The 3910-nt window shown below is 56.3% G+C and carries 7 protein-coding genes; 5 read left to right on the top strand and 2 right to left on the bottom strand.

What is annotated here, in order from left to right; all coding sequences use genetic code 11:
• Positions 1-117: 117 nt before the first annotated feature.
• Together HGA39_09760 and HGA39_09755 are read right to left on the bottom strand one after the other, a co-directional pair.
• Positions 118-1401, bottom strand: coding sequence for a site-specific integrase (locus HGA39_09760; protein ID NTW29628.1), 1284 nt, complete (start codon positions 1399-1401; stop codon positions 118-120).
• A complete protein-coding gene (locus HGA39_09755; GenBank protein NTW29627.1) occupies positions 1401-2030 on the bottom strand; it encodes a helix-turn-helix domain-containing protein in 630 nt (209 codons plus the stop codon). The genes HGA39_09760 and HGA39_09755 overlap by 1 nt, the downstream gene beginning before the upstream one ends.
• Before the next feature lie 140 nt (positions 2031-2170).
• Here HGA39_09755 and HGA39_09750 point away from each other — a divergent pair, with 140 nt between their 5' ends.
• The 5 genes from HGA39_09750 to HGA39_09730 all read left to right on the top strand — a co-directional run.
• Complete coding sequence (locus tag HGA39_09750; GenBank protein ID NTW29626.1) at positions 2171-2380, top strand: helix-turn-helix transcriptional regulator; 210 nt, start codon at positions 2171-2173, stop codon at positions 2378-2380.
• Complete coding sequence (locus tag HGA39_09745) at positions 2377-2607, top strand: hypothetical protein (protein ID NTW29625.1); 231 nt, start codon at positions 2377-2379, stop codon at positions 2605-2607. Before HGA39_09750 ends, HGA39_09745 begins: the two co-directional genes overlap by 4 nt.
• Positions 2607-3206, top strand: a complete 600-nt coding sequence (locus HGA39_09740; GenBank protein NTW29624.1) for a YdaU family protein — start codon at positions 2607-2609, stop codon at positions 3204-3206. The genes HGA39_09745 and HGA39_09740 overlap by 1 nt, the downstream gene beginning before the upstream one ends.
• Positions 3203-3592: an HNH endonuclease gene (locus HGA39_09735; GenBank protein NTW29623.1), complete on the top strand. Its 390-nt coding sequence runs from the start codon at positions 3203-3205 to the stop codon at positions 3590-3592. The genes HGA39_09740 and HGA39_09735 overlap by 4 nt, the downstream gene beginning before the upstream one ends.
• Positions 3589-3910 (top strand): hypothetical protein (locus HGA39_09730; GenBank protein NTW29622.1); only part of this gene is annotated, 322 nt, incomplete at its 3' end. The genes HGA39_09735 and HGA39_09730, both read left to right, overlap by 4 nt.

Genomic DNA, 3910 nt, shown 5'->3' with positions numbered 1-3910 from the left:
GGGACTGAAAATCCCCGTGTCGGCGGTTCAAGTCCGTCTCTGGCCACCATTCAACACCTGCTCAGGGGCCATGCGGCCCCTGACCTATTTCTGGAAGCTTCTGTTCTTGGTGCAGTCTTAGTGCAGTGCAGCCTCGGCACGCTCTGGCAACGCCTCGACTAGTGTCTCGTTGGTTGCTTCTGACGTCTTGAGAATCGCATCAAATGTCGTCGCTACACTCGCGTCATCGCCGGGCATGACGTGGCCGTAATAGTCGAGTGTGATCTTGATACTCGAGTGTCCGAGGCGCTTACTGACGACATCGATCCTCTCGCGCGCTTGTAGCAGGAGCGTCGCGTGAGTGTGGCGTGTGGTATGAAACGTGGTCTCCTTAACCGCTAGGTCTTTAGCAGTCTCCAATCCCCGAATGATCTTCGAGAATCCACGCGAAACCTGCGACGGTCTCAATATCTGTCCATGGTCACCGCAGAGCACGAGCCCCTGATCCTCCCACGCTACTCCGAGCTTGAGCCGCCGTGCCGACTGTCCTTTGTGGTGTGCCCGCAGCGCGTCGCCCAATGCCTCACCGCCACTTATAGTACGGCGGGCGTTGCTTGATTTTCCGTATGGCTTTGTAGCCAGTGGCCGCTTCGTAATCTCATCGACGATTCCCGCAATAGTGATCGTACATGGTCCCTGTGACGGAAGATCGATATCTCGCCAGTGCAGGGCGAGGATCTCTCCGAGGCGCATTCCAGTCGAGAACCCGATCAGTGTCAGCAACTCGTGTCCCGTTCCGGCCACGGCGTCTAGCACGATCCTCATTTCGGCGGCCGTCCAACACTCGGCGTGAGGCTTCGGCGGCCGTGGGAATTCAGATCTGCGCTTGTTCTTCGACTTGCCAATCCGAAGGGGGTTTCGTACTAGCAGGCCATCATCCGCGGCGTCATCGAGAGTCATCATAAGAACGCGGTGGCGCTTGCTCATGGTGTTCTGTGATATGAACAGCGGCTCCGGCTTCGGCGCCTTGCTCATCCGTCCGGTCAACTCGGTAGTCAGACATGTCACGTAGTAATCCTGGACGTGCTCCTTCGTCAGATCCTGAAGCATGACCTGTCCGAGACCAGACTTAAGCGCCCTGGCTTGCCTGTCGTAGAAAAGCTTCGTACTCGTCGCCTGTGAACCGAGGGTTTTCATGCGCGTGGCCCACGCATCTAGATATTCCCCAAGGGTAAGATCGCTGGGAGCTACATATTCCCCACGTCTTTGCTCATCGATCTTCGCCGTTCGTAGGGCGATCGCCTCGTCACGGGTCCCATGTACGTACTCGCTCGCGCGCCTGTTGGTTCCGGTGATCGGCCACCAGACTCGGTAGTGCTGTTTGTTGATCTTCTCAACTCCAGGGGCCACGAACTTACCCATTAGAATCGTGCCCTTTCTGGATATGTCGCCCACTCAACTTTTCCGATAATTCTAAACGCTGACAAGTCATCAGACCGGTCATCAAACACCAGGTCTCGGTGCTCTGGATTGTGGCTCTCAGGATGCAATACCACGCTGTTGCCTACGAAAAAGATCCTCTTAAGCGTCGCGTCGTAGCCGTTGACATTGACCACAGCCACGTCGTTGTTCTTGACCACAGCGTGAGGGTCAACCAATACGATCATCCCGTCTGGGAAGATCCTATCCACCGAATCTCCTGACACACGCAGGAAAAACGAGTCTGAGTGAACTCGCTTTGTGATGCTTGGCGGAGCGAAATGACGTTCATCCTCAACAGGGATTGCTTCAAGCGGTTGTCCGGCCGCCACACGCCCTATCAGAGGGAATGCTCCCGGTTCTATACCGGCCAGTCTTGGAAGAGGCCAGCCGAGCTTCAGCGCAAACTCTTCCATCTTCCGGCCTGTCGGATTCCAGTCGGAATTCTCGAGCTTCCAGATTGTCTGTGGGGTCACTCCAAGTCGCCGTGCGACCTCTGAGCGGCCAAGCCCGCTCTCTTCCCGAAGCTCCTGAAATCTCCTAGCTGTTTCTGATCTTAGTTTCTCGGGCACTGATAGACCTCCGCGTCCTTGGATGCACTACCAGTATATCGGCACTCTGTAAGAAATCTCAACAAAAAGGTTGTAATCCCGATCACCTCAAAGGTATCATCACCCTATAAGGTGTAACCGCGATAAACGTTGAGGGTGAAATGAATCTGACACTTAAGGGCGCACGAGCGAATCTGAACCTCAGCCAGAAGCAGATGGCCGGCCTGCTCGGAATAACCCGATCTAAGTACGGAGAAATTGAGCGCGATCCAGGAAAAGCGCGAGCCGACACCATCAGGGCGATCATTAAGGTACTTGGTCTAACGCCAGCGGCTGCATATGAGATGTTCTTTGGCGGCTCCGCCAAATGACATCGACGATCTTGATACTAGGCCAACGTCTGAAACCGCTCGATACCATCACCCGAGTCGGCCAAATGCTTGGACTACCGCAAGCAACAGCATACCGACGCGCGAAGCTGTGGCCGATCGATGACGCTAACGGCACTGGCGACCGCATGGTCATCGTTCCGGCACTCGCCCAGCAGCTCGGCATCCCTTACTCGGTCGAGGTAGACGAGCCGGGGAGTGGCGAGTAATGGCCAGTTCTCTTCCGAGTCTGCAATTCTATCCAGCCGACTATCTGTCCGACTACAAGACGCAACGGCTGACCCTCGAAGAGCACGGTGCCTATCACCTTCTGCTGTGGCACATGTGGAAGGACAGCGAAGACCACTGCTCATTCCCTCTCGACTATGCGGCGCTCGGCGGCATCTGGAGAGTCTGTCCGGAGGTTGCCGAGAAGATCGTTGACTCATTCCAGGCCCCCAATATGACTCTCTTCAAGGTAGTGAAAAGACGCGCAAGCGATTACCTGTTTTCGAAAAGACTTCGCGAACAAGTGAACCAACTTGAAACATACAGAGAACAACAAGCTGAGAAGGGTCGCAGATCAGGGGTAGCACGCAGGGCAAATGCAGTGAACCGTAGTTCAACTACGGTTGAACCAAACACGAACCAACTACCTGATGCCGGTTCAACCGAAACGAAGTCTTCATCTTCATCTTCACTTTCATCTTCAAATAGTAATAAAGGTCTTTGTCATCCACAGCCTGTGGATACGGTGGACGACACCGATCCAGCCTCAGTTCGCGAAGCCCTCAGAGCTTCCTACACCGGACTGAGGGCAGTCGAATGACATTCCCTCGACCCTGCGTCCGCTGTGGAATCAGGATCCCTTCCGGGAGCTACTGCCAGAAGTGCAAGCCCGCTCCGCTTCCCCAGCGCACCGAGGCCCAGCGCCTTCGGTCCCAACCACATCGCAAGAACTACGCCCGTGGTGAGTACGTCCGAAACCGCAAGGCTCGCTACGAACTCGTCGGCGGAGTGTGCGAAGTCTCCGGATGCGGAGCCGAACTCAGAGGCGATCTCTTCCCGCTGGGAGTTTCCTGGGAAGCCCATCACAACGTTGCTCTCATCGACGGGGGAGACAACAGCGTCTCGAATCTCCGCTGCCTGTGTGACGAGTGCCATCACCGCATCACCGCCATCACCCGCAGGAATCGGAAGGAAGCCAAGCAATGACCGACGCCACACTTGCCGAGGCCCTGAAAGCCCTCAGTGCGCCATTCGAGCTGAATCAGATCGAGTTGCTTCCGAGGTTCACCGGGCAGAAGGTCCAGGAGAACGGGAAGTACGTCATTCCGCGTGATGCCTTCCGCCGGTGCGACGAGTGCGGCGGATACCACGCGTTCCCCTGCGTTCACCTGTCCTATGTCGGGCATGCCGGCGTGACCATGCGTCTCCTCGAGGTCGACCCGCTGTGGAACTGGGAGCCGGTTGCAACCAACGAGGACGGCACACCGAAACTCACGATCATCGAGGGAAAGCCCGGCCTATGGA

The organism is Coriobacteriia bacterium (genome assembly GCA_013336165.1).
Taxonomy (GTDB): domain Bacteria; phylum Actinomycetota; class Coriobacteriia; order Anaerosomatales; family JAAXUF01; genus JAAXUF01.
This window is presented reverse-complemented; position numbering and strand designations above follow the sequence as displayed.